This is a genomic window from Geothrix sp. (assembly GCF_049292215.1).
Taxonomy (GTDB): domain Bacteria; phylum Acidobacteriota; class Holophagae; order Holophagales; family Holophagaceae; genus Geothrix.
Genome location: NZ_JBATQW010000056.1, coordinates 1 through 24,229, shown reverse-complemented (window position 1 = coordinate 24,229; position 24,229 = coordinate 1). Strand labels below are relative to the sequence as shown.

19 protein-coding genes are annotated in these 24,229 nt (G+C 66.4%); 15 read left to right on the top strand and 4 right to left on the bottom strand.

All coding sequences use genetic code 11. From position 1 onward, the window contains the following. Positions 1 to 1,665 (bottom strand): DUF748 domain-containing protein (locus tag WAS25_RS09165; protein ID WP_422311292.1); only part of this gene is annotated, 1,665 nt, incomplete at its 3' end. Between the two features lie 153 nt (positions 1,666 to 1,818). Here WAS25_RS09165 and WAS25_RS09160 point away from each other — a divergent pair. The 12 genes from WAS25_RS09160 to WAS25_RS09105 all read left to right on the top strand — a co-directional run bounded on the left by WAS25_RS09160 (position 1,819) and on the right by WAS25_RS09105 (position 17,210). After that, on the top strand, positions 1,819 to 3,153 hold the full coding sequence (locus tag WAS25_RS09160) for a cyclic 2,3-diphosphoglycerate synthase (RefSeq protein WP_422311290.1): 1,335 nt from the start codon (positions 1,819 to 1,821) through the stop codon (positions 3,151 to 3,153). 138 nt (positions 3,154 to 3,291) lie between these two features. Further along, positions 3,292 to 4,383 (top strand): NADH:flavin oxidoreductase/NADH oxidase, encoded by a 1,092-nt coding sequence (locus WAS25_RS09155; RefSeq protein ID WP_422311288.1) that lies wholly within the window; start codon positions 3,292 to 3,294, stop codon positions 4,381 to 4,383. A gap of 535 nt (positions 4,384 to 4,918) precedes the next feature. Further along, on the top strand, positions 4,919 to 6,427 hold the full coding sequence (locus WAS25_RS09150; protein ID WP_422311286.1) for an amino acid permease: 1,509 nt from the start codon (positions 4,919 to 4,921) through the stop codon (positions 6,425 to 6,427). A 10-nt stretch (positions 6,428 to 6,437) separates the two neighbouring features. Next, positions 6,438 to 7,901, top strand: a complete 1,464-nt coding sequence (locus tag WAS25_RS09145) for a heparan-alpha-glucosaminide N-acetyltransferase domain-containing protein (RefSeq protein WP_422311284.1) — start codon at positions 6,438 to 6,440, stop codon at positions 7,899 to 7,901. 13 nt (positions 7,902 to 7,914) lie between these two features. Continuing rightward, complete coding sequence (locus WAS25_RS09140; protein ID WP_422311282.1) at positions 7,915 to 9,162, top strand: hemolysin family protein; 1,248 nt, start codon at positions 7,915 to 7,917, stop codon at positions 9,160 to 9,162. Positions 9,163 to 9,182: 20 nt separating this feature from the next. Then, entirely contained in the window at positions 9,183 to 9,812 is a 630-nt protein-coding gene (locus WAS25_RS09135; RefSeq protein WP_422311280.1) for a TMEM175 family protein, read from the top strand. Between the two features lie 76 nt (positions 9,813 to 9,888). Beyond that, positions 9,889 to 11,148: a glycoside hydrolase family 113 gene (locus WAS25_RS09130; RefSeq protein ID WP_422311278.1), complete on the top strand. Its 1,260-nt coding sequence runs from the start codon at positions 9,889 to 9,891 to the stop codon at positions 11,146 to 11,148. A gap of 34 nt (positions 11,149 to 11,182) precedes the next feature. Then, a complete protein-coding gene (locus WAS25_RS09125) occupies positions 11,183 to 11,914 on the top strand; it encodes a response regulator (RefSeq protein ID WP_422311276.1) in 732 nt (243 codons plus the stop codon). Positions 11,915 to 12,100: 186 nt separating this feature from the next. Next, positions 12,101 to 13,351: a DUF1015 domain-containing protein gene (locus WAS25_RS09120; RefSeq protein ID WP_422311274.1), complete on the top strand. Its 1,251-nt coding sequence runs from the start codon at positions 12,101 to 12,103 to the stop codon at positions 13,349 to 13,351. Positions 13,352 to 13,361: 10 nt separating this feature from the next. After that, on the top strand, positions 13,362 to 14,234 hold the full coding sequence (locus WAS25_RS09115) for an NAD(P)-dependent oxidoreductase (RefSeq protein ID WP_422311272.1): 873 nt from the start codon (positions 13,362 to 13,364) through the stop codon (positions 14,232 to 14,234). A 10-nt stretch (positions 14,235 to 14,244) separates the two neighbouring features. Then, positions 14,245 to 15,345 (top strand): 3-phosphoserine/phosphohydroxythreonine transaminase, encoded by a 1,101-nt coding sequence (gene serC / locus WAS25_RS09110; protein WP_422311270.1) that lies wholly within the window; start codon positions 14,245 to 14,247, stop codon positions 15,343 to 15,345. A 167-nt stretch (positions 15,346 to 15,512) separates the two neighbouring features. Continuing rightward, the gene (locus tag WAS25_RS09105; RefSeq protein ID WP_422311268.1) at positions 15,513 to 17,210 is read left to right on the top strand and encodes a hypothetical protein; all 1,698 of its coding nucleotides are present in this window, start codon (positions 15,513 to 15,515) and stop codon (positions 17,208 to 17,210) included. Here the strand turns inward: WAS25_RS09105 and WAS25_RS09100 are convergent, their stop codons facing one another. Next, entirely contained in the window at positions 17,211 to 18,095 is an 885-nt protein-coding gene (locus WAS25_RS09100) for an acyltransferase (RefSeq protein ID WP_422311266.1), read from the bottom strand. 122 nt (positions 18,096 to 18,217) lie between these two features. Between WAS25_RS09100 and WAS25_RS09095 the strand changes: the two genes are divergently transcribed. Next, positions 18,218 to 19,036 (top strand): hypothetical protein, encoded by an 819-nt coding sequence (locus WAS25_RS09095; protein ID WP_422311264.1) that lies wholly within the window; start codon positions 18,218 to 18,220, stop codon positions 19,034 to 19,036. Between the two features lie 9 nt (positions 19,037 to 19,045). Here WAS25_RS09095 and WAS25_RS09090 read toward each other — a convergent pair whose 3' ends face one another. Both WAS25_RS09090 and WAS25_RS09085 read right to left on the bottom strand, forming a co-directional pair. After that, complete coding sequence (locus WAS25_RS09090; RefSeq protein WP_422311262.1) at positions 19,046 to 19,417, bottom strand: metallopeptidase family protein; 372 nt, start codon at positions 19,415 to 19,417, stop codon at positions 19,046 to 19,048. A gap of 292 nt (positions 19,418 to 19,709) precedes the next feature. Next, a complete protein-coding gene (locus WAS25_RS09085; RefSeq protein WP_422311260.1) occupies positions 19,710 to 21,053 on the bottom strand; it encodes a M48 family metallopeptidase in 1,344 nt (447 codons plus the stop codon). Positions 21,054 to 22,499: 1,446 nt separating this feature from the next. Between WAS25_RS09085 and WAS25_RS09080 the strand changes: the two genes are divergently transcribed. Further along, the gene (locus WAS25_RS09080; protein ID WP_422311258.1) at positions 22,500 to 22,892 is read left to right on the top strand and encodes a cytoplasmic protein; all 393 of its coding nucleotides are present in this window, start codon (positions 22,500 to 22,502) and stop codon (positions 22,890 to 22,892) included. A gap of 279 nt (positions 22,893 to 23,171) precedes the next feature. Further along, a complete protein-coding gene (locus tag WAS25_RS09075; protein WP_422311256.1) occupies positions 23,172 to 23,588 on the top strand; it encodes a hypothetical protein in 417 nt (138 codons plus the stop codon). Positions 23,589 to 24,229 lie beyond the last annotated feature (641 nt).

Genomic DNA, 24,229 nt, shown 5'->3' with positions numbered 1-24,229 from the left:
GCCCGCGGGGGGGGCCAGCCGCAGGGCCCGGGCCACGTTGCTGCTGCCGTCCGGCTGCACCACCACTCGGCCCTCGGGGTCGGTCCAGGCCACCTCCTTGACGGCCACGGCCAGGGGCGCGGTGCGGAGATCGGCGCCCGAGAGCCGCAGCTGTTTCCAGCGGATGAAGGGCTCGTTCAGGAGGGCATCACGCGCCTCCAGCCCCTGCACCGAGGCGCCGCCCAGGAAGGTGAGGCCGTCCGACTTCCGCCCTTCGAAGGCGAAGCGCAGGCGGCCGTCCACGCCCAGCTTCCCGGAGGCGATGCGGAGGTCCAGCGAGGAGTCGAGGTAGGGATCCCAGGTGCCCAGGTCCAGGCCCTCGGCTTTGAGGCTGAGGTCGCCGCTGGCCTTGAGGGGCGCGAGGCTGCCCTCCAGCTTCAGCGAGCCCGCCGCCAGCTTGAGGTCGAGGGAAGCCTTGCCGGAAGCGGCCGGATCCAGCGACAGGTCCTGCCAGTGCAGGTTCAGGTCCGTGGCCTCCACCTTCAGGGGCCGGGCCAGCGCCAGGTCCTCCCACCCCAGGCGGAAGCCCCGCAGGGCCAGGTCCCGGATGAGCAGCTTGAACGGTTTCTCGTCGTCCTTCTTCACTCTGGGCTTCGTTGGCGCGAAGAGGCGCGCCAGGTTCAGGCCGTTCTCCCGGCCCTTCTGGAGGCGCACCACGCCCTGTTCCGCGCGGATGGCGCCCACGTCCATGGACGATGCCAGCAGGTCCAGCCTGGCGTTCTGGACCTCGAATAGGGGCAGCTCCACGGCGGGTTCGGCAATGCCGCGTTCCGCCAGCCTCAGGTCCTTCAGGGTCAGGCCCAGGTCGGAGACCTCGACGATGTGCCGCGCCCCCCATTCGAAACGGTACTGGGCTCGCAGGGAGGCCGTGCCGCTGCGAATCTCCGTGGCGACCTGCTCCTGCTCGTAGGGCCGGTACTTGGGCAGGGAGACGTTCTCGATCAGCAGAGTGCCCTTCGAGGCCAGGGGCTTGAGGCTGAAATCGCCCTCCCAGGCCAGGTGTTCCTTGGCTTCGGTCCAGGCCTCGAAGGTGTAGTCGCTGCGGTGGCCCACCTGGGTGCGGATGCCGTCCACCCTGAGGTTCACGGGGCCCAGGGCGGTCCTGAATGGCGTCCCCTGGCTGCGATCCACGAACACGAACTCGCCCGCCTTGAGCTGGAACCTGCCGATGGCGAAGTCCCAGGCTGAGGGCGCCCCCTCGGGCTTCGGTTCGGCCTTGGGGCCTTCCAGCAGATCCTGGAAGTTGGGCCGGCCCTGCTCGTCCAGTTCCACCCGCACCACGAGCCCATCCAACTCCAGGGCGGCCAGTTCGATGGTCCGGCTGATCAGGCGGTGGAGCCGGTAGTCCAGGTATAGCTGCCGGAGGGTGATCCAGTCGCTGCCGTCGCGGTTGGGCACCCGCAGTCCTTCCAGCCGCGCCGTGAACAGGATGGGGTTGAAATGGACCCGCTGCAGGGTGACCGGGCGGTGGAGCTCCTCGGCGGCGAACTGCTCCACCCGGCTTCTCAGGACCCGCGGCACCAGGAAGAAGCCGAGCAGGAGCCAGAGCCCGTAGATGGCCGTGAGGATTAGCAGCGGCCGCCGCCAGCGGCGGAAAAAGGTCGAAAGGGCGGCAGGGATGGACATGGGAAAAGCATAGACGCATTGGTCATCTGTGACCCGGGACACCTCCCCCTTTCAAGAGACGCGGAACGGAGCTATCCTCCCTGGGTCGCGGTAGGGCCAGGACTGCCACCATCGAGCGTGTCGGCCCGCCGCTGGACCGAAAGGCATAGTGTCATGGCGACACGGCGTGTGGTGATCCTGGGGGCCGCAGGGCGCGACTTCCACAACTTCAATACCGTCTACCGGGACAATCCGGACTTCCACGTGGTGGCCTTCACCGCCACCCAGATCCCCGACATCGCGGGCCGCAAGTACCCCGCCGAACTGGCCGGGAAGCTCTACCCCCAGGGCATCCCCATCTTCGACGAGTCCGAGCTGGTGGACGTCATCCAGAACCTCAAGCCCGACGTCGCGGTCTTCTCCTATTCTGACGTCCTGCACACCACCGTCATGCACCTGGCGAGCCTCTGCATCGCCCACAATGTGGACTTCGAGCTGCTGGGCGCCGACAAGACCATGATCCAGGCCAAGGTGCCAGTCATCGCCATCACCGCCGTCCGCACGGGGGCTGGCAAGAGCCAGACCACCCGCTACATCAGCCACATCCTGAAGGGCCTGGGCAAGAAGGTCGTGGCCATCCGCCATCCCATGCCCTACGGCGATCTGGCCAAGCAGGCCTGCCAGCGCTTCGCCGCCTACTCCGACCTGGACCTGCACGAGTGCACCATCGAGGAGCGCGAGGAGTACGAGCCGCACATCGACAATGGCTTCGTCATTTATTCCGGTGTGGACTACGAGCAGATCATCCGCAGCGCCGAGAAGGAAGCGGACGTGATCCTCTGGGATGGCGGCAACAACGACCTGCCCTTCTACAAGTGCGACCTTCACATCGTCGTCGCCGATCCCCTGCGCACAGGCCACGAGATGCTGTACCACCCCGGCGAGGCCAACTTCCGCATGGCCGACATCATCCTCATCAACAAGTGCGATTCCGCCAAGGAAGAGGACATCCAGGCCATCGAGGAGAATGCGAAGAAGGTCAACCCCAAGGCCGTGGTCATCCGCGCCACCAGCCCGGTCACTTGCACCAAGCCCGAGATGGTCAAAGGCAAGAATGTGCTCGTCATCGAGGACGGCCCGACCCTCACCCACGGCTCCATGACCTACGGCGCCGGCGTGGTGGCCGCCAAGAACTGCGGCGCGGCAAAGATCGTGGATCCCCTGCCCTACGCCGTGGCGTCGATTGCCGCCACCTACCAGAAGTACCCCAACGCCCAGGGCATCCTGCCCGCCATGGGCTACGGCGAGGCCCAGATCAAGGACCTGGAGGCCACCATCGAGGCCACTCCCTGCGACGTGGTGCTCTCCGCCACGCCCATCGACATCACCCGCGTCCTCAAAGTCAACAAGCCCATGCTGCGCGCCACCTACGACCTGGCGGAAGTGAAGGTCGGCCAACTGGAGGCCGAGGTCAAGAAGGCGCTGGCGGTGCTGGTGTCGCTCGCGTAGCCCGCATGGCTCCGGGCGCTTCGCGCCTTGGCTGCAAAGATGAATGAATCCCTGGTTCACGAAGGCCCGGCAGATCTGCCGGGCCTTCCGCGTTACAGGGGGCAAAGACCGTAACCTGATTCGGAAACCGGAGTCGCCATGTCTCATCTGTTCAGGCCCCTCACCCTCCGCGGCCTCACGCTGCCGAACCGCATCGCGGTGTCGCCCATGTGCCAGTATTCGTCCCTGGAGGGCCTGCCGAACGACTGGCATCTGGTCCACCTGGGCGGGCTCGCCCAGGGCGGGGCCGGGCTGGTGCTCACCGAGGCCGCGGCCGTGCTGCCCGAGGGCCGCATCAGCCCTGACGACCTTGGCCTCTGGAGCGATGTCCAGGCCGAGGCCCTGGCACCCAGTGTCCGCTTCATCAAGGGTCAGGGTGCGGTGCCCGGCATCCAGCTGGCCCATGCGGGTCGGAAAGCCTCGGCCTTCTCACCCTGGAAGGGCAGCGGGAGCGTACCGGCCGGTGCCGGCGGCTGGACCCCGGTGGCTCCCAGCGCGCTGCCCTTCGACAGCACCTGGACCGTGCCGATGGAACTGGACGAATCCGGCATCAAGGCTGTGATCCGGGCCTTTGCCTATGCCACCCGCCGGGCCCTGGCCGCCGGGTTCGAAGTGGTCGAACTCCACGCGGCTCACGGCTACCTGCTGCACCAGTTCCTGTCGCCCCTCACGAACCACCGCACGGATGGCTATGGCGGCAGCTTCGAGGGCCGCACACGCCTGGTCAGGGAAGTGACCACCGCCGTGCGCGCCGTGTGGCCCGGGAACCTGCCCCTCTTCGTGCGGATCTCCGCCACGGACTGGGTGGAGGGCGGCTGGGACCCAGACCAGTCGGTCGAGCTGGCGAAGATCCTCAAGGGCCTGGGCGTGGACCTGGTGGACTGCTCTTCCGGCGGCCTGTCGCCACATCAGAAAATCCTGCTGGGGCCCGGCTATCAGGTGCCCTTCGCGGACCGCATCCGCACTGAGGCGGGTCTGCCCACGGGCGCCGTGGGCCTCATCACCGAGCCGGAGCAGGCCGAGCAGATTCTGGCCGAGGGTTCGGCCGATCTGGTGCTCCTGGCCCGCGAACTGCTCCGGGACCCCCGCTGGCCCCTGCGCGCCGCGCAGGCGCTGGGCGCCGAGGTGCCCTGGCCCGCCCAGTACGCCCGGGCGGCCAAGGGACCGGTGCCGCTGAGGCAGGGGCTGTAGGCTTCAGGCCTCACAACGCCCAGAACAGCGTCAGCACGCGCACGTCGTCGGCCCCGCCCTCGCGTAGCGCCTGGGCGCAGCGCAGCAGGGTAGTGCCGTCAGTCCAGACGTCGTCCACCAAGAGGACGAGGCCCCGGGGCGCGGCGCCCCGACGCAGGGAGATGGCCCGCTTCGGCAGGCGGCCGCCGTGGTAGTCCCATAGGGCGTCGCCGCGATCCTAGGCCGTGGCCTCGGGGCAGTCCCCGTCGGCATGCACCAGGGCACAGCGGAGACACGCCCCTCGGGCAGGGCCAGCAGACCACCCCAGTAGCGGGCACAGAGGCCCGCCTCGGCGCCTTCCCCCACGGGCCCTAGGCAGCCCCGGCAGGGGAACAGGCCACCCCGACCAGGGCCAGACGGGTCTGAAAGGCGGCCGGAAGCATGGGGCATGATAGCGGCCTGGATTCCCTGCTAGCATCGCCGGAAGCCCCCCTTGGCACCCCTTCCTGGAACACCTTTCCGGGTCCCCATTCCCGGATCGCATGGAGTCTTGTTCATGTCGAACGAACCGCGCCCCGAATCCCAGATGTTCGCCCGCAAGCCCCTGGCCCTCCTCCTCGAAGAGGCCAAGGGCGAGAACCGCCTCCGCCGCGTCCTCGGCCCCGTGCAGCTCACGGCGCTGGGCATCGGCGCCATCATCGGCGCGGGCATCTTCGTGGCCACCGGAGCCGCGGCCCACAACATCGCGGGCCCCTCGCTGATGGTGAGCTATGTGATCGCAGGGATCACCTGCATCTTCGCGGCTCTCTGCTACGCGGAGTTCGCCGCCATGGTGCCCGTGGCGGGCTCGGCCTACACCTACGCCTACGCCACCCTGGGCGAGCTGTTCGCTTGGATCATCGGCTGGGACCTCATCCTGGAATACGGCGTGTCCAGCGCGGCAGTTGCCACTGGGTGGAGCGCCTACTTCCAGAGCGCCGTCAGCAAGATCGGCATCCACATCCCGAAGATCGTGAGCGAATCGCCCTGGAAGTACGATCCCGCCACGGGCCACTTCCTCTCGACAGGTTCCGTGATGAACCTGCCCGCCCTCGTCATCGTGGCGATCATCACCCTGATCCTCGTGAAGGGCATCCAGGAGAGCGCCACCTTCAACGGCGTCATGGTGGCCATCAAGGTGGCGGCCGTGCTCTTCGTCATCGGCGTGGGCGCCTTCTTCATCAACACCACCAACTGGCACCCCTTCGCGCCCTTCGGCTGGACCGGCATCAGCTTCTTCGGGCACCGGGTGGCGGGCATGGTGGACGGCGGCGGCGCCCCCATCGGCACCATGGCCGGCGCGGCCATCATCTTCTTCGCCTACATCGGCTTCGACTCGGTCTCCACCCACGCGGAGGAGGCCAAGAACCCCCAGCGGGACGTGCCCATCGGCATCATCGTCTCCCTGCTGGTCTGCACGGTGCTCTACATCGCCGTGGTGGCCGTGCTCACGGGCATGGTGAAGTTCGACCAGCTCGACATCAACGCCCCCGTATCGACCGCCTTCAAGCAGAAGGGCATCGGCTGGGCCGAGGGCCTCATTGCCACCGCCGGCGTGAGCGGCATCACCTCGGTGCTGCTGGTCATGATGCTCAGCGGCCCCCGCGTGTTTCTGGCCATGGCCCGGGACGGCCTGCTCCCCAAGGCCACCTTCGGTGACGTGCACCCCAAGTTCCGCACCCCCTGGAAGTCCACCATCCTGGTGGGGATCTTCGTGGGCGCCCTCGCCGGCTTCCTGCCCATCGACGCCCTGCTGCACCTGGCCAACATCGGCACCCTCTTGGCCTTCGTCATCGTCTGCGCCGCCGTGCTGATCATGCGCAAGAAGCACCCCGAGGCCGAGCGCCCCTTCAGGTGCCCCTGGGTGCCCTTCGTGCCCGTCATGGGCGTGCTGACCTGCCTGATGCTCATGTTCTCCCTGCCCGTGGCGAACTGGTGGCGGCTCATCGCCTGGCTGGCCCTGGGCTTCCTCATCTACTTCGCCTACGGCAAGCAGCACAGCGTCATGCGGCATAACGCCAGCTAGGGGACGGGCCATGTCACTCTGGACTGACCTGACCCCCTCGAAACGCTGCGATTGGATCGACCAGCTTCGGGGCTGGGCCGTCATCGTGATGATCGAAGTGCACGTGGTCAACGTCTGGCTTCACCCCGGCCTTCGCCCTGACTGGCTGAACTACCTCAACGGCCTGGTGGCGCCCAGCTTCACCATGGCGGCGGGCTACAGCCTAGTGATCTCCACCTTCCGCACCGACGGCACGCTGCGGCCGTTCTGGCCGGACACCGCCCGGCGCCTGGGCTTCATCCTGCTCTGCGCCTACGCCCTGCATGCCCCGGGCATCACCGCGGCGGACTGGACCGTGCTCAACACGGTGCAGAAGGCCCGGGAGCTGTTCAAGATCGACGTGCTCCAGTGCATCGTCTACTCCCTGCTGATCCTCCAGCTCCTGGCCCGGCTGGTGCGCAACCCCCGGGTCTTCACGTGGCTCGCCCTGGCGATCGCAGTCCTCGTACCGCTGGTATCGCCCCACATGTGGGCCCATGGCGTGGCAGACGGCACGTGGCTGCCCATCCGTGGTCTCTTCAACGGCAACACCGACCGGGGGGTGTCGTCCCTCTTCCCCCTCTTCCCCTGGATCGCCTTCCCGGCCTTCGGCGCCTTTCTGGGTGGACTCTACCGGCATCTCCGGGTGGAGCCCGTGGAGGGCAAGGCCCGCATGAGCGAGTCCAAGTTCCTCGCGAGCCTGGCGGTGCTCGGGGCGGTGCTGCTGGCCTGGGGCACCGCCCGCCAGCAGCCTTGGCTCTGGGGCGGCCAGTGGCTCCAGGAGAACGGGGTGTGGATGCTGCACAGCCCCACCGGCGCCTTCACCTATGGTGAACTCGGCGCTATCGCCAACACCACGCTGCCCAGTGTGGCGGGGCGCGTGGGCTACATCCTCCTGGGCGGGTCCCTCATGGGCGCCATCGAGCTGGTGCGCCCCAAGTGGAACGGCCCGAATCCCATCAAGGCCGCCAGCGCCGAGTCCCTGTTGCTCTACATGCTCCACCTCAACATGATCTTCAGCGTGCTCCTGGCGCCCGCCGTCATCGCCCTCACGGGCTGGGGCTGGGGCAGCCTTGGGTGGACTGGCACCCTGCTGCTGACCGCCCTGATCATCGGCCTGAACCTCTGGGCCGGGGTGGCCTGGCAGAAGGTCCGGCAGACCCCGGAGCGCATGCGCTGGCTGCAGCAGAAGGCGGTGGCGGTGCTGGGCGTGTGGTTCGTGGTGGGGGGCTGGTGGACCTTCCGCCACTTCCTGCAGAGTCCCGAGCTGGCCAAGGAGCCCTACCGCTTCCTCAATGCCGCCAGGATCCGCAAGGGCCTGCCTCCCACCCCGGATGGCCTCTCCCGAGACCCGGAGGAATACTTCCGGGAGGCCGAGCGGCGGCGGATGCACCTCAGTGCCGATGCACGGGCTGACCTGAGCCGGCAGATCCTGGCCCGACGGGAATCACGGTAGAATTGCCTGGACAATGACTGAGTCCGGCGGCAGCGCTCCCCCAACCTGGTACCTCTTCGCCGCCCTGGCGGTGGGGCTCTACCGCTGTGCCATGGCGATCCTCCTGTCGGCCTTCCACGCCCTGCCCTCGGTCCAGCGGCGGCGCCTCCTGGAGGAGGAGGCCATCGCGGATCCGCAGCTGGCGGAGCTCCTGGAGCGCCCCCGGTCCCTCGGCATGGGCCTGGAGTTCTGGAACCAGCTGCTGCTGCTGGTCCTGGTGGCCCTGCTCTGGCCCGTCCACCACAGCCTGCCGGGCGGCGCCTGGACCTTGGGTCTCCTGGTCCTGGTGGGCCTGTGGCTGCTGGACCTGCTCCTCCCGGCCCTGCTCGCCTCCCGCAACCCCGCCCTCTGGCTGGTCCAGCTCTATCCCCTCTACATGCCCGCCCAGTTCCTCCTGGGCCCCCTGGTCAACCCCCTGGCCCGGATGATCGACCGCCGCCACGCGCTGGAGCGGACCAAGGACGACGATGACGAGGAGACCACCGAGGAGGCGGTCACGGCCCTCCTGGAGGAGGGCGAGGCCGAGGGCATCCTCGAGGCCGAGGACCGCGAGCTCATCCGCAACGTGGTCACCTTCGGCGACACCGTGGTGCGCGAGGTGATGACGCCCCGGACCCGCATCGTGGCCCTGCCCATGACGGCCAGCATCGGCGAGGCCTGGGCGGCCTTCACGGAGAGCCGCCACTCGCGCTTGCCGGTCTACGAGGGCAGCATCGAGCAGGTGCGCGGCGTGCTGCTCCTGAAGGACCTCATGCAGCTGGCCGACGCGGCCAAGCCGCCCCTCGCCACGCTCCTCAAGCCCGCCCACTTCGTGCCCGAGAGCAAGCCGGTGGCCGAGCTGCTGCGCGACCTCCAGCGGGCCCGCACCCAGCTGGCCCTGGTGGTGGACGAGTTCGGCGGCGTGTCGGGCCTGGTCACCATGGAGGATCTGCTGGAGGAGGTCTTCGGCGAGATCCAGGACGAGCACGAGGCGCCCGCCGGACTGATCGAGCAGGCCCCCGGGGTGTGGCTGGTGGCGGGCCACTCCCACGTGGAGGACGTGGCCGAGGCCCTGGGCTTCGCCTGGGAGCGGAATGGCTTCGACACCCTGGCCGGTCTCGTCATGGCCAGCCTCGGTCATGTGCCCAAGCCCCAGGAATCCGTCGAGGTCGAAGGCGCCCGCCTCACCGTGCTGCGGATGGAGGGTACGCGCATTGTGCAGGTGAAGGTCGAGAAGACCTGACGGCCCGCCGGAGGAGCCCCATGACCCAGCACCCCATCGCGAAGCACCGACTGGAGGCCCTCGTCGATGGCGTCTTCGCCATCGCCATGACCATCCTCGTCCTCGAGGTCAAGGTGCCTGAGCTGATTGACCGCCGCTCAACGGCCGAGCTCCTGGACAAGCTCCAGCACGCCTGGCCCACCCTGGCGGCCTACCTCGTGAGCTTCTTCCTCCTGGGCCTGTTCTGGCATTGGCACCACCGGCTCATCGCGAAGATCCTCCGCGTGGACATCCCGGTCTTCGTCCTGACCCTCCTCTTTCTCGCCCTGGTCAGCTTCTTCCCCTTCGCGGCGGCCCTCATGGGACGGTATCCCACCAACCCGGTGGCCCTGATGATCTACCTGCCCACCATGGGCCTGCTCCTGACCACCCAGGCCGCCAACTTCGCGCTGGCCCTGCATCGAGGCTGCGTGGATCCCGACATCCCGGAAGCGGAAATCCGGGCTGCCCAGCGGCGCAACCTGCGCGGCTGCGGCATCTTCTTCCTGGCCGCCACGCCCAGCGCGATCCGCATCGGTCCCATCAGCCTGGTCCTCTGCCTCCTCGCGGCGGCGGCCTTCTTCATCCTGATGCGGCGCGTCGGAACCCGCCGACCCGCTTCCCCCGCCTGAGCGGCCCGAAGGCTGGGGCAAAGCATTTCCTAACTCCAGGATTCAGCCGCTAGGCTGGTCCCTGGAGCCCGTCCGCATGATCCGCCGCATCCTCGTCCTGATCGCCCTGGTGGTCCTGCCGGCCACCCTGCTCCTCGTGCGGCGCTCGCAACGCCGGGCCCTGGTGCCCCAGCCCCGGGGCTTCGTCCTGGGCCTCTACGCCGGCGTGCCGGACTACGACTACGCCGAGGAGCTGGACCGCATCGCCGCCACCGGGGCCACCTGCGTGAGCCTGCAGGCCATCTACCGCATGGACACTGGCCACAGCGTGGAGATCCGCCGCCATCCCACCTCCAGCCCCACCGAAGCGGCCCTGCGCCGCACCTTCCAGCAGGCGAAGGTGCGCGGCCTGCGCATGATGTTCTTCCCCACGATCAACATGCGGGACGAAGCCGAGAACGCCGACTGGTGGCGCGGCAACATCGCCCCCGAGGACTGGGGCCTCTGGTGGCGGAACTACACCGCCTTCAACGTCCGCCTCGCGACCCTGGCCCAGGAGGGCGGCGTGGAGTGGTACAGCCTCGGCACCGAGATGGCCTCCACCCACCCCTTCCCGGACCAGTGGCGGCGCCTGGCGGCCGAGGTCCGCCAGGTCTTCAAGGGCAGGGTGGTCTACAGCGTCAACTTCGACAGCCACGACAGCTTCACCTTCGGCGACTGCCTGGATGTGATCGGGATCAACACCTACGACCCCATCGCCAAGTATGACGACTACCCCTCGCCCGAGCAGATCCGCGATGCCTGGTGGTGGATCGTCTACAAGGCCCGCACCCTCACGGCCCGGTTCCAGAAACCCGCGATGATCACCGAGGTGGGCTACCCCTCGGTGGCCCACGCCCACGTGGGGCCCTGGGACTTCCGCACCGACAAGCCCCTGGATCTGGCCCTGCAGAACCTGCTGCTCAAGGGCGCCTTCGGAGTTTTGCGGCACTGGAGCGACGGAGACGCGGTGTTCTACTACCTCTACGGCGAGAACCTCGCCCAGAAGCCCGTGGGCGGGCCCCTGGACCGCACCTACGCCGTGTGGGGCAAGCCCGCCGAAGCCACCCTCCGGAAGTACTTCCGCGAGCCCATCTGGGACCGCCACCTGCCGCCCAGGGCCGAGGACATCCGCGAAGCGGTGGTTCAGTCCCTGGTGAGCTGGCACCGCAAGCTGCGGGACTACGAGGACGCCGAGCTGCCCCCCTGGGTGCTGGACTGGGAGGCCCGGAACCCCGCCGACGCGGCCGAAGCCCGGGCCATCCTCGCCCAGGAGCCCGCCCCCGCCCGCCGGATTCCAAAAGGCGAGGAGCGCTGAGCATCGGCCGATAAGGATAGACTCAGCGTTGCCCATGAGCCTCCCGACCCGTCCCCGCCCCCTGCCCCTCCCCGAGATCCCCACCAAGACGCTGCTGGTGGTGGAGGACGACCGCGCCACCCTGAGCCTCTACCGGGCGGGGCTGAAGGGCCTGCAGGGCTTCAAGATCATCATGGCGGAGAACGGCGGCCAGGCCTTCGAGATGCTGCGCCACGAGCCGGTGCACGTGCTGGTGACCGACCTGAACATGCCGGTGATGGACGGCTTCAACCTCATCGCCAAAGTGAGCCGCTTCTACCCCCAGGTGCCCATCATCGTGATGACCGGCCTGGACGAGAGCCAGCACCTGAACACCCCGCTGCAGCTGGGCGCCATCCGCATCCTCACCAAGCCGCCCCGCCTCACCCTGCTCATGGACGCCATCCGCGCCGCCGCCCAGTTCGAGCCCGCGGGCATGGTGCGGGGCATCGGGCTCAACAGCATCCTGCAGCTGCTGAACTGGGAGAAGAAGTCCTGCACCCTCACCGTGAAGTCCGAGGCCGGCATGGGGCTGCTCTACCTCAAGGCCGGCGAGGTGGTGCACGCGGCCTACCGGGCCGACGAGGGCCTGCCCGCCGCCTACGAGATCCTCTGCTGGGACAAGCCCGACATCGAGTTCGTGGAGACCTGCCGCGTGGAGCAGACCATCGTGCTGCCCCTCACGGAGCTGCTCATGAACGCCGCCATGATCTCCGACCACCGGCACCCGGAGTTCGGGGAGGCCTGATGGGCCCGGCCTGACCACGGCCTTCCGGGCGGCCCGGCTTTGACGGTTCGACCCTAAAACGGTCCGAGAATGGGACTTTCGTCAAAACCCAACCGGGGCGTCAGCGATTGGGCCCCCAATGGGCACCCTTGGGGGAATAATGGCGCCTGTGCGGCCCCGCGGGGGCCCCTTCCCAGGCAGGTGTCCATGTCCCAGCTGAAGCCCTTCCGCGCGTACCGTCCCCGGCCCGAACTGGCCGCCCAGGTGGCCGCCGTCCCCTATGACGTGGTGAACACCCAGGAGGCCGCCGAGCTGGCCAAGGACAACCCCCACTCCTTCCTCCACGTGGGCCGTCCGGAGATCGATCTGCCCGCCGGCATCGACGTCCACGCCGACGAGGTCTACGCCAAGGGCGTGGCCAACCTGCGCGGCCTCATCGACCGCGGCACGCTCTTCCACGAGAACACGCCCTGCCTCTACGTCTACCAGCAGAAGATGGGCGACCACGTGCAGGCGGGCCTGGTGGGCCTCTGCTCCGTGGAGGAGTACGAGACCGGCCTCATCAAGCGCCACGAGTTCACCCGCAAGGACAAGGAGGACGACCGCACCCGCCACGTCACCGAGCAGGCCGCCAACGCCGAGCCCGTCTTCCTCACCTACAAGGCCGTCCCCTACATCGACCACATCGTGAACGACATCCGGAAGCAGGTGCCGGTCTATGACGTGGTCACGCCGGACGGCATCGGGCACACCGTGTGGGTGGTCTCGGGCGAGACCGTGGTCTACGAGCTGGTGCACCTCTTCAACGGCGTGGAGGCGCTCTACATCGCCGATGGCCACCACCGCACCGCCGCCGCCATCCGCTATGGCCAGTTCCAGCGCGCCGAGGCCCAACTCCGGGGCGAGGTCCTGGATGGCGACGAGCCCTGGGAGAGCTTCATGGCCGTGGTCTTCCCCCACGACCAGCTGAAGATCATGGACTACAACCGCGTGGTGAAGGACCTCAACGGCCTCAGCCAGGAGGCCTTCCTGGACAAGGTGCGCGAATCCTTCGAGGTGGCCGTGTCCACCCACCGCGCCGCCCAGGCGCCCACCACCTTCGGCATGTATCTCGGCGGCACTTGGTACGAGCTGAAGGCCAAGCCCGGCAGCTTCCCCGCCAGCGATCCCGTGCGGGGCCTGGATGTGAGCATCCTGCAGGACAACCTGCTCAATCCCATCCTCGGCATCGACGATCCCCGCACCAACACGCGCATCGACTTCGTGGGTGGCATCCGCGGCATGGACGAGCTGGAGCGCCGTGTGAAGGAGGGCTACGCCGTCGCCTTCTCCGTGTATCCCACCTCGCTCACCCAGCTCATGTCCGTGGCCGACGCCGGCGAGGTCATGCCGCCCAAGTCCACCTGGTTCGAACCCAAGCTGCGCTCCGGACTGCTGGTCCGGATGTACGAAGGATAAGGGACACACCATGCACATCCTCATCGCCGACGCCTTCGACGTCAAGTTGCCGGAACGCCTTGCGCCCTTCGGCACGGTCAGCGCCGACATGGCCACCCTGAGCGAGGCCCATGTCCTGCTCGTGCGCTCCAAGACCAAGGTCGACGCCGACCTTCTCACCACGGCCCCCAACCTCAAGCTCGTCATCCGGGGCGGCGTGGGCATGGACAACGTGGACAAGAAGCTCTGCGCCGAAAAGGGCATCAAGGCCGTGAACACGCCCCGCGCCAGCAGCGTGGCCGTGGCCGAGATGGCCATGGCCTTCATGGTGGCCATCCCGGCCCGCCTCATCGAGGCCCACACCTCCATGAAGGAGGGCAAGTTCCTCAAGAGCGAGCTGAAGCGCACCGAGCTCTTCAAGAAGACCCTGGGCCTCATCGGCGCGGGCAACATCGCCACGGAGGTCGCCAAGCGCGCCCAGGCCTTCGGCATGGAGGTGATCGCCTACGATCCCTACCTGAAGGAGCACCCCATCGCCCGGCTCGTCGGCCTCGATGAGCTGGCCGCCAAGGCCGATGTCATCAGCCTGCACCTGCCCCTCACGGACGAGACCCGCGGCATGATCAACGCCAACTTCCTGGCCAAGGCCAAGGACGGTCTCATCCTCATCAACACCGGCCGGGGCAAGTGCATCGTGGATGCGGACGTGGCCGCCGCCCTCACCAGCGGCAAGCTCCGCGCCTACGGCACCGACGTGTGGCCCAGCGACCCGCCCCCGGCGGACTGCCCCCTGCTCACGGCCCCCAACGTCTTCATGGCCCCGCACCTGGGGGCCAGCTCCAAGGAGAACCTCGGCCGCATCGGCGACGAAGTCGTGCTCATTCTTCAAGATTTCAAAGCATAAAGGAGCCCCCATGACCCATCGTGCGATCAACTTCTACGCCGGCCCCGCCGGTCTGCCCCTGCCTGCCTTGGAGCGCGCCAAGGAGGAGTTACTGGACTTCGCCGGCACCGGCATGTCCGTCATGGAGATCAGCCACCGCTCCAAGGAATACGACGCGGTGCACGAGGAAGCCATCGCCCTCACCAAGGAGCTGATGGGCCTGCCCAGCAACTACAAGGTGCTCATGCTCCAGGGCGGCGCGCACCTGAGCTTCGGCATGATCCCCCTCAACCTGCTGCGCGGCGGCCGCAAGGCCGACTACATCGTCACGGGCAACTGGGCCGAGAAGGCCACCAAGGAAGCGAAGCTCGTGGCCGGCGACAACGTTCGCATCGCCGCCAGCACCAAGGAGCAGAAGTTCAGTCGCCTGCCCTTCGAGAGCGAGATCAAGGTCGGCTCCGACAGTTCCTTCGTGCACTTCACCTCGAACAACACCGTGGAAGGCACGCAGTGGCAGGCGTTCCCCCAGGTCGGCGGCGTGCCCTACGTCTGCGACATGAGCTCCGACTTCATGTGGCGGCCCTTCGATGTGAGCCCCTTCGGACTCATCTACGGCGGCGCCCAGAAGAACCTCGGCCCCAGCGGCGTCACGCTCACCATCATCCGCGAGGACTTCCTGGAGATGTGCGAGGCCCAGGACCTGCCCAGCTACCTGCGCTTCAAGCTGCACGCCGAGAAGAACAGCCTCTACAACACCCCGCCGACCTTCGGCATCTATATCCTGCGCAACGTGCTGGCCTACAACAAGAGCCTGGGCGGCCTGCAGGCCATCGAGGCCGCCAACCGCCAGAAGGGCGAGCTGCTCTACGGCTGCATCGACAAGCATCCGGGCTTCTACCGGGGCTTCGTCACCGAGAAGAGCCACCGCAGCCTCATGAACGTGGACTTCTTCCTGCCCACCCCCGAGCTGGACGACCAGTTCGTGAAGGAGGCCAAGAAGGCCGGCATGGTGGGCCTCAAGGGCTACCGCGACATCGGCGGCATCCGCGTCAGCACCTACAACGCCGTCACCGTGGACAACGTGAAGACTCTGGTCGAGTTCATGGAGCAGTTCGTCAAGACCGACGGGTAGTAGCGGGCCAAATCCTGAGCAGAAACGGGCACCGGAACCGGTGCCCGTTTCGGTGTAGGGTGGGCAACCAGCCCCCTCCCCAAACTCCCATTCTTGGGATTCTTTGCCTTTGGGCCGATGACATGAGGGCGCTCCCCGGCGCTCCCTCTGGAACCCAACCTCCGCCCATGGAATCCACCCCGACTTGGCTCGACTGCCTGCAGACCCTGGCCGCCTCCGAATCGGTGCGCCTGGAGGCCCTCGGCGCGGAGGGGTTGGAAGAGTTGTTGGCCCGGGGCCTCATCCAAAAGGATGCTCGGCCCAAGCAGGCCAACCTGGAGGCCCGCTACGAGACCCTGCAGGAGACCCACCGCCAGATCCTGGAGGCCCGGACCTGCGCCGAGCGCCTGCGTCGCAGGATGGCGCCCAGATCACGGTTCGCGGGCCTTTTGGGGGTGGGCGTACCGCCTCCCCCGGGCCCTGACGATCCCGACCTGGTGGCCCTCCTGGCACTCCTGGAAGGCCTAAAGATCCAGGTCCGGGGCGTGAAGGACCTGGACCAGATCCCTGCCCACCTGGACCGCATCCAGGACTACATCCAGGTGGAGGGCCGCGAGTGCCTGGACCGGCTGGCCGATACCGACCGCGAGATCGACGTTCTGCAGAAGCAGGCCCCGCCAGGCACCCTGGTGGAACCCGAGGGCTTCTTCACCCTCACCCAGGCCGGCGAGGCGGCCCTACCCGAAGCCACCGTCATCGAAGCCTTCGAAGCGGCCCTCCAGACGGCCTTCGGGCCCCTCACTCACCGCAGCGCCAGTTCCTCCCATTTCCGCGAGGATCCCGCCAGCCTGCTGTCGTACCTCTTGGAAGGCATGGCCCGGGGCGAGCGGCCCTCCACCCTGGTCTCGGACTACGAGAACCTGCTGGACGCCTACGACCGGGTGTCCCTCTTCTCCGACTTGCGTTCCCTGCGCGCCAAGATCGGCTTTCTGCTGAGGCTGCTGCGGGCCTCGCGGGACGAACCCAAGCGTGCCTACCTATGGTGCAACCGCGAGCGGCTTCAGGCCCTGGTGACCCGTCTGCGGCCCCTCGTGCCCAGCTCTGTGGCTGCCTCCGGGTGGCACCTGCCCTATGCGGTGGACCTCTTCCTTGCCGATGGCGGACTGGCGGGGGAAGCGGGGCAATTGGAGGGCCGCACCCACCTGTTCGAGGCCGTTCACCGGATCCAGTCCGAGCTGCTGCAGGACACGCGCATCGCCGATGGCCAGTTCGTGCGCCTGGTGCTCACCCTCACGCACGCGGCCCGGACCCGCAATTTCGCACCCGGGGTCCTCATGGACCGCTTCGTCCGACAGGCCTACGACACCCTCATGGCGGCGGCAATGGAGGCCCCCTATCACCTGGGTGACCGAGGCACCCGACTGATCTTCGGTACCCACCTGGCCCACGCCGCCGGATTCGCCAGTCCCCGGCTGAAGACCGTCCTGGCCACCTTCAAGACGCTCCACGAGCGGCTGCAGGGCGAGGGACATGGCACCACCCTGCCCATCCAGGCCCAGCTGCACGCCTTCGCCACCCTGGACCGGCTGGAACGCCTGGGCGCGCCGGTGCCGCTGGAGGCTTACGCCGGTCTGCTCGCCCGTCTGCGCAAGCGCCTCCACCACCACAAGGTCGTGGCCCGGGCCTTCCGCACCGAGCAAGCCATGGCGGAAGACGAGGCCACCCTCATTGCCAACCTCGCAGCCCGGGTCTGCTTCCAGGGAATCGCCGTCCCGGAAGGCGCCAAGCGCCACCCCGATGTCGGCATGGCCGGGCTCTACGAAAGCCGGGAGGCCGGCCAGCCCCCCATCCTGGGCAGCCCCTTCGGCACCCTCATGCTGAGCTGATCAGGCCCCGAGGGGCTGCGCAGTCACGAGCTCCTCGATGCGCGCATCCTTGTCGGCCCACATAGCCTGGACCCAGGCCTGCATGCGGGCGCGAAAGGCGGGGTCGCCCTCGTAGTCGCCGCCCAGCAGGTCCTTCGGGATCTCCAGCTCGCGCACCCGCACCACCACCTGCTGCACCCGCCCCGACAGCAGGTCCCAGAAGGTGGGCACACCGCCGGGATAGACAATGGTGACGTCCAGCAGGGCGTCGAAGCGCTCGCCCATGGCGCTGAGGGCCGTGGCCAGCCCGCCCACCTTGGGCTTCAGCAGGTGCCGGTAGGGCGACTGCTGTGCGTCGTGCTTTGCGCGGCTGAAGCGCGTGCCCTCCAGGAAGTTCATCACCGAGGTGGGCACCAGGCGAAACTTCTCGCAGGCCTTGCGCGCCGTGGCCAGGTCCGCCGAGCGGCTGCCGCTGCGGCGCTTCATGAAGGGGAAGTCCAGGGCCCACCAGGCGAGGCCCATGACCGGCACGTAGAGCAGCTGGCGCTTGAGGAAGAACTTCAGGAAGGGCACGCGCCGGTGGAAGACCTTCTGCAGGACCAGGATGTCCACCCAGCTCTGGTGGTTGCTGCTCACCAGGTACCAGCCCTTGCGCCGCAGGCCGTCGAGGCCCTGCACATCCCAGCGGGTCTGCTGCACCAGGGCCATCCAGGCGCCGTTCACGCCGACCCAGGTCTGGGCCAGGGCCATGAGCACCCGGTCCACGACCCGGCGCACCGCCGCGAAGGGCAGCGCCAGCTTCACCAGCGCGAAGGGGACCATGCCCGAGAAGATGGCGATGGCATTGGCCGCCAGCACCAAGCTGGCGAAGCTGCCCTTGAGCGTCGACCAGAACCGCTGGATCATCCGTGCCACTCCTCCCATCGCTGCCGGAGCGACCAGCATAGCCAGGGCCCGGCCCCGCCCTCCCCGGGAATTCCTTGCCGGCCGTTGCCGTTATGCTGGGGGCACGGATCGGGAGGACGCGCATGCGACAACGGGGATGGCTGCTCGGAACCATGCTGGCGGCCCTGGCGCCGATGGCAGCCGCGGCCTCGGAGCCGGACCAGACCCAGTGGCGCCTCAACAACTTCACCTGGCTGAAGTTGGTGCCCGCCGAGGCCGGCGCCTCCGCCAACGCCCACCCGGCTACCCTCAGCGACGAAGCCCTGGTGGCGGCCCTGGGGCCCGTCCAGGCCATGGTGGAGGGCCGGAGCACTCCCCTCTTCGCCAAGGATGAGCTGAAGGGTCTGACCCGGCCCCTGCGAGAGGCCCTGGCCCAGGCCAAGCCTGGCGACGACCTCATCCTGCTCAGCACGTTCAAGCGCGGCGGCGGCTTCATGGAGATGCCCGTTGGCCTCACCGCACGGCTCTTCGTGGCCGACGGGGCCCTGAACCTCATCGTCCACGATGCGCGCCTTAGTTTCATGGACCGCTACTCGGCGGACCGCACCCTGCCCACCTGGGTGTATGGCTCGCGCAGCGCCGCCTCGGGCGCGGCCCTCGCAGCCCCCCAGGCCACCCGCCGCCGCGCCGACTGGCTGAGCTTCCCCCTGGGGGCCGCCCCCGTCCAGGTCGCGGACCCCATCCAGGCACCGGCACTAGCCCCCGCCCTGGCCCCCGCAGTGACGGCAACGCCCGCACCCGGGAAGCCCACGCCAGCGCCGGACCCCGCCACCGCCCGGGACGAGGCCTTCTACGAGGCCCAGGCGCAGCGCCTCCGGGCCCTCAAGAAGCTGCGCGACGAGAACCTCCTCAGCGAGGCCGAATACCAGGAGAAGCGCGAGGCCATCCTGAAGACCCTGTAGCCACCGGGCTCACCCCCAGCCCAGCTCCTCCAGGCGGTCCTCGCCGATGCCGAAGTGGTGGGCCAGCTCGTGGATGACGGTGGTGGCGATCTCGTCGCGCAGGTCCGCCTCGTCCTCGCAGTCCTCCAGCAGCGGCCCGCGGTAGATGGTGATGCGGGGCGGCAGGTCGCCGAGCTCCGGCGGGCCCTCCGTCAAGGAGCGGCCGGAGTAAAGGCCGTAGAGCGTGTCGTCCTCCGGGACGCCCAGCTCGTCCAGCGGCGCGTCCGGCGCCCAGTCCTCGATGACCACCGGCACGCCCGCCAGGTACGGCTGGAACTCCGCCGGGACCAGGCCCAGCGCCTCGTCCACCAGCCTGCGGAACCTCTGATCGCCAACATGCATGGCACGATCCTAGCCCAATGCACCCGCCACCGATCCTGATCAGGCTTTTATTGGTGTCCATCGGTGTCCATCGGTGATTCCAAGGCTTTTCCAGCTCAACACCAACGCGAAGGTCCTGTCCCTTCTACACAGATCTTCAGCAGGTCATTTCTGTCTTCGTTGTGGTTCCTGCGGAGTCTTTGGGGCGCTGCACCACCACGGGAACAAGAATGTTTAGCCACCGATGAACACCGATGAACACCGATCAAAAGATAAGGAATTGCACACCTTCCCCGTTCCCTGTTGTGCCAGCTCAGGGTTTCCCTGTGGCCCCCGGCGGCGGGGCGAACAGCTGCTGGTTCTCGGCCTTCCATGCCATGGCGCGGTGGATGCGGTTGCGGCCGCTGGGGTGATCGTAGAACAGGAACTCCTCCAGGGGCGTGGGGCTCATCTTGCGGTACTCGCCGAGGTGGATGGCGGCCTGGGCGAAGCCGTCCGGCTGGCGGCTGGCCGCGACGCCGTACAGGTCCGCCTCGTGCTCCTGAGTGCGGATGAAGGTGTTCAGGACCGGCGTGAGGACGAAGAAGAAGAGCCCCATCACCAGCACCGCCAGGGGCAGGATGGCCGGATCGGCCACGTCCCGGATGCCCCAGGCCCGGCCCCAGCGCGCCAGGGCCCAGGTGAGCGTCCAGCGCAGCAGGGCGAACATCGAGACGATCACGATGACGAGGAAGGTGAGCATCTTCGGAATGTGGTTCAGCACGTAGTGGCCCATCTCATGGCCCATCACCGCCTGGATCTCCTCGGGCGCGCCGCGCTGGATCAGGTTGTCGTTGAGGGTTATGCGCATGGTGCCGGCGAAGCCGCTCACGTTGGCGCTCATCCGGTTGGTCTGCTTCGAGGCGTCGATCTGGTAGACGTCGTGCACCGGGATGCCATTGGCCCGCGCCAGGCTGAGGATCGGCGCCGAGAGCCGGGGATCCTCCAGCTTCTTGGGCGTGTTGAAGATCGGCTGCAGGAACACCGGCCCGATGAGGATGCCGATGACGATGATCACCAGGGAGGCCACGGCGCCCCAGAGCCACCAGGTCCGCGTCAGGCGCCGGACGATGGTGAAGAGCAGGGCCACGGCGAGGCCGCCCAGCAGCGCGGTGACCAGCAGGCCCTTGGCCTCGTCCCCCAGCCAGGCGCCGAAGGTCTGGGTGGACAGGCCGTACCGGTGCTCGCGGAAGAAGCCCTCGAAGGCCACCAGCGGGAAGCTGAGCAGGTAGGTGAGGCCCACGTACTGCACCCAGTAGAGCAGCGTCTGCGCATAGCGGAAGCGGGTGATGCGCTCGGCCCGCTGGCGCATCCGGGCCGACCAGCCCCGGGTCAGCAGCAGCAGCGAGATCGCCGACGCGACGAGGAAATCCCAGAGGATCAGCCAGTAGCCGCCTTCGAAATAGGCGTCGGACCGCGCCTTGGCCGCCGGCGGCATCAGGGCCAGGTAGGCCTCGGTGGCCGCGTCTACGCTGAAGGCCAGCCCCGGCTGGGCCGCCGGCGGCACGGTCAGCACTGCCGGCGCCGGTGGCGACGGGGGCTTCGGTTCGGCCGCCTTCAGGCCCGCCGACAGCAGCAGGCAGAGGCTCAGGCCCAGGACAGGGGGTCGGACCTTCATGGGTTCCCTCCGGGAAGCGGTCGTCTGGACATGGCAGGGCCTGGGTAGCTGGGAAGGCCTACGCCCGGCACCGGGCTTCCGTTTAGCAGCAGGCCCTCTCCCCGCCGTGCCGCCCGGCTACAGCCCGTCCAGCGGGCTCGGCACGCCCCGGCCACCCCGTCGTCCAATTCAAAGTTAGACGTCACATGGAACACACATGGCCATTCGACCAGGGGCCTTGCGTGGCAGCCTTGACTACGCGCCAGGTTCTCGAAGATGGCTTCCCTATTCTTCGAGTCGTTCACTACTCGGATGATGAAGACTGGGCGTTCACTTGCGGAACAACGAACGCCAACGAAGATGGCCGATTCATAGCAATGGAAGAAGCTATGAAGATCGACCCCACCATCGCAGAAGTCGCTGATCTTCCGCTAGGCTGGGGTGCATCTCGCACTCATATTGGTGGGCAATGGTCCAAATATGCCGTTCCCGACGCCTAACCCTCGGCTCAACTCGGACCCCGCCTGCTTTGTCTCCCGCTCTCTCTCAGCTTCCCACTTCCTCGGCTTCGTTCAGCGTCTCGGTGCAGGCGTGGCCGGTTAGCCCTGTTCGTTAGGCGGTGAACGTCCATGGCAGCAAAATATTGGTGGCAGTGCACCTCGTGCGGTGACCGGCCCACTTGGACGACTGTCTGCGAATCCAAGAGCATTGCTGCATTCATATGGGATGAATTGGCGCCCAGCGGGTGGGATCAGTGCCTGTTACGACGTACTTGCATATGCAAACGGCGCTCTCTTTACATTACATACCGTCTGAAGCGCGGCGATCCAGAGAGGGTCAGTATCAAACACATAGTCGGCTTAAGCCTGGAAGACGACTATCTGCCAATGATCTGGGAAACATTCCGCCATGCCACTCCAAGGACCAAATGGATTGACTTCAAATACCAAAGGGGGCGAAGCCCTTGGGGCCTAACCAAGCGACTTGTCCTCACACAACCGCACTTGTCACGCTTACTAGGCAAATACGAAAAGGCCACGGGTCGGCGTCTCAGCCCGGCTACTTCTCACAAAAAATCTACAGGGTGACTCCATGAAGAATCATGGTCCCAACCGCCTAACCCTCCGCTCCACTCGGACTCCGCCTGCATTGTCTTTCGTTCTCTCTCATCATCTCGCTTCCTCGGCTTCGTTCATCGCCTCGGTGCAGGAGGGTCCCGTTAGCTTCATCCGTTAGGCATCAGAGGTACCAGCATTGCTCCAGAACACTGTTGAAATTCAGATAACGCCATCTGGCATGCCTACATTCGTTAGCGACGAATAGCGAACTCAAACTCGGGCCGGATTGATCTCTTCACTCTCCGAAAAGTGTCCAGCCTATCAGGCGAATTCCCATGCACACGCGGACAACGACTCGCGCTAGAGTCGGCGATGCGAGTAGCCTGCTCGCAATCGCAGGAGATGCCTGATGAAGAAACTTGCACAACTGGCCGCATTGTCGGCCGCGTTCGGCGGAGGAGCTTTCGTGAACTGGGCGGTCGCACAGGTACCCGCCCCTGCAGACCCCCTCACCGTTGCCCCGGCGCACTACAAGGTTCGCTTCGAGAACGATCGCGTTCGAGTGCTAGAAGGCTTTGACGCACCGGGCGAGAGGATTGCCATGCACGGACATCCCGATACGCTTATGGTCGGGCTTTCGTCCTTCAAGCGCAAACTCACCCTGGGCAACGGGCGTGTCATTGAAACTGAATCCAAACCGGGCGACGTGAGATGGATGCCCGCGCAGTCCCATGCGGGCGAGAACACAGGTAGTACAGAGACTCGCGCCCTGTTCATCGAGTTCAAGCCGCACTCGCGCTGAAAAACGCCTACAGAATAATCGGCAGCGGTTACAGGCGCGGAGAAACGTTACTGCTCTCTCCTATGCGCGATGTGGCAGTAACGATGGTGCGTAGGATAGAGCAATCCAGTCTGCACGCGGCGCGCCGCTGATGCCAAACCCCTCGCTCAAGTCGGCCCCAACCTGCACGACCCGCTTTTCTCTCTCTTGTTCCGTCTTTCATAACTTCGTTCAGCTTTTCGGCTGCAGGTTGGGCCGCTTAGCTTTGTCCGTTAGGCGTCTGTAGAAAGGAGGGCCGAGGTGACCACACTGCCTGGAATGCAGACGAGCCGGTTTCTGTTATTCCGGCGCCTGATCATCTTTGTTCTCGCCGGACTGCTGATCTATTACCACATCTTTACACTGTGCGATCTGTATCTAGGCGCTGGCACCAGTGCTCATACAACATTCGAATACGTACAATCGATCCTTCGAGTGGTGATTACTCTCAGTTTGCTGCTCGTCGTCTTTGGCAAACGCTGGGCTTTGTGTGGGATGTGGGCCGGAATCACCGGCCTCATTGCAACGCACTATTGGGCGCATTTCGGGAACCTACCCGTCGATTTCACCCTGGGTAGGCATCCGCTCTCCTATCTCAAGGGCCTCATTTTCCCGACAATTATCACCTTGGCATTCCACACTTCAAGCCAGGTTGGCGATTCAAATGCAGACGCCTAACCTCTCGCTCAAGTCCGACCCCGCCTGCATTGCCTTTCGCTCCTTCTCTTCTTCTCGCTTCCTCGGCTTCGTTCAGCGCCTCGATGCAGGCAGGGCCGGTGAGCTTCATTCGTTAGGTGGCCGTGCATCTGAAAGCCAAATCACCTCTCTTGATTGCTCCAGTGATGGCATTGGTTGTAATAGCCTGTTCTTGCAACCGAGATCGCAGAATTGATTTCGACCATCTTGTAGTTGTTGGGCCGTCACCAATTTTGGAGTTCAACTGTAGCAAGCAAGGTATTTGGTCCTTGGAAATGGCCCTGAGGCCAAAGGATGCTTCGTGCTTTATCCGAAATTGGGCTTCGCGCCTGAAAGGACACACCGTATTGCTTTACGCGCATTCCTCAAAAAATCCACCCAGCATCCAGACAGCCAATTTTTCATTCGTCATGATCAACGGTGAGTTCGAGTTCGTTTATGAAGACAACAATAAGCAACGGCCTCCCCTACAAAAGGAAAGATTCTGAGTCTAATCTTGACGTCCTCCCGGAAAACTAGACCAAGGATAATGTGAGTCCTCCCCCTTTGGAGGGCCCCTTGAGAAAGAGCAGATACACCGAGGAGCAGATCATCTTGGCCTTGAAAGAGCACGAGGCCGGCAG